The organism is Faecalitalea cylindroides ATCC 27803 (assembly GCF_000469305.1).
Taxonomy (GTDB): Bacteria; Bacillota_I; Bacilli_A; order Erysipelotrichales; family Erysipelotrichaceae; genus Faecalitalea; species Faecalitalea cylindroides.
Map to the genome: position 1 here is coordinate 834 of NZ_KI271066.1, position 273 is coordinate 1,106.

At 45.4% G+C, this 273-nt stretch carries 1 protein-coding gene; it reads left to right on the forward strand.

Annotation, left to right across the window (positions count from 1 at the left end; genetic code table 11):
• On the forward strand, positions 1 to 273 hold a 273-nt coding region (locus HMPREF0367_RS10785), incomplete at both ends, for a recombinase family protein (protein WP_035403782.1).

The following is a 273-nucleotide window of genomic DNA, read 5'->3' on the forward strand; positions in this document are numbered from 1 at the left end:
GAGCATCCTTATTCGTTGATGGTAAAGTGGCACATGTTGTAAAAGAGATATTCGACCTTGCATTAAAAGGGAATGGAGTTGCCAAAATTTGCAGACATCTTAATAAACAGCATATCCTACGCCCTGCCGCTTATGCGGCGGAGCGTGGCGAAACAGGCTTTGAACGTCATTTTGAGGGGAACGAGGACAAACGCTATATTTGGAGTGGGAACAGCGTGAGGAGCATTTTAAGAAGCCCGATATATGCGGGAAATCTTGTAGGCTACAAACGGA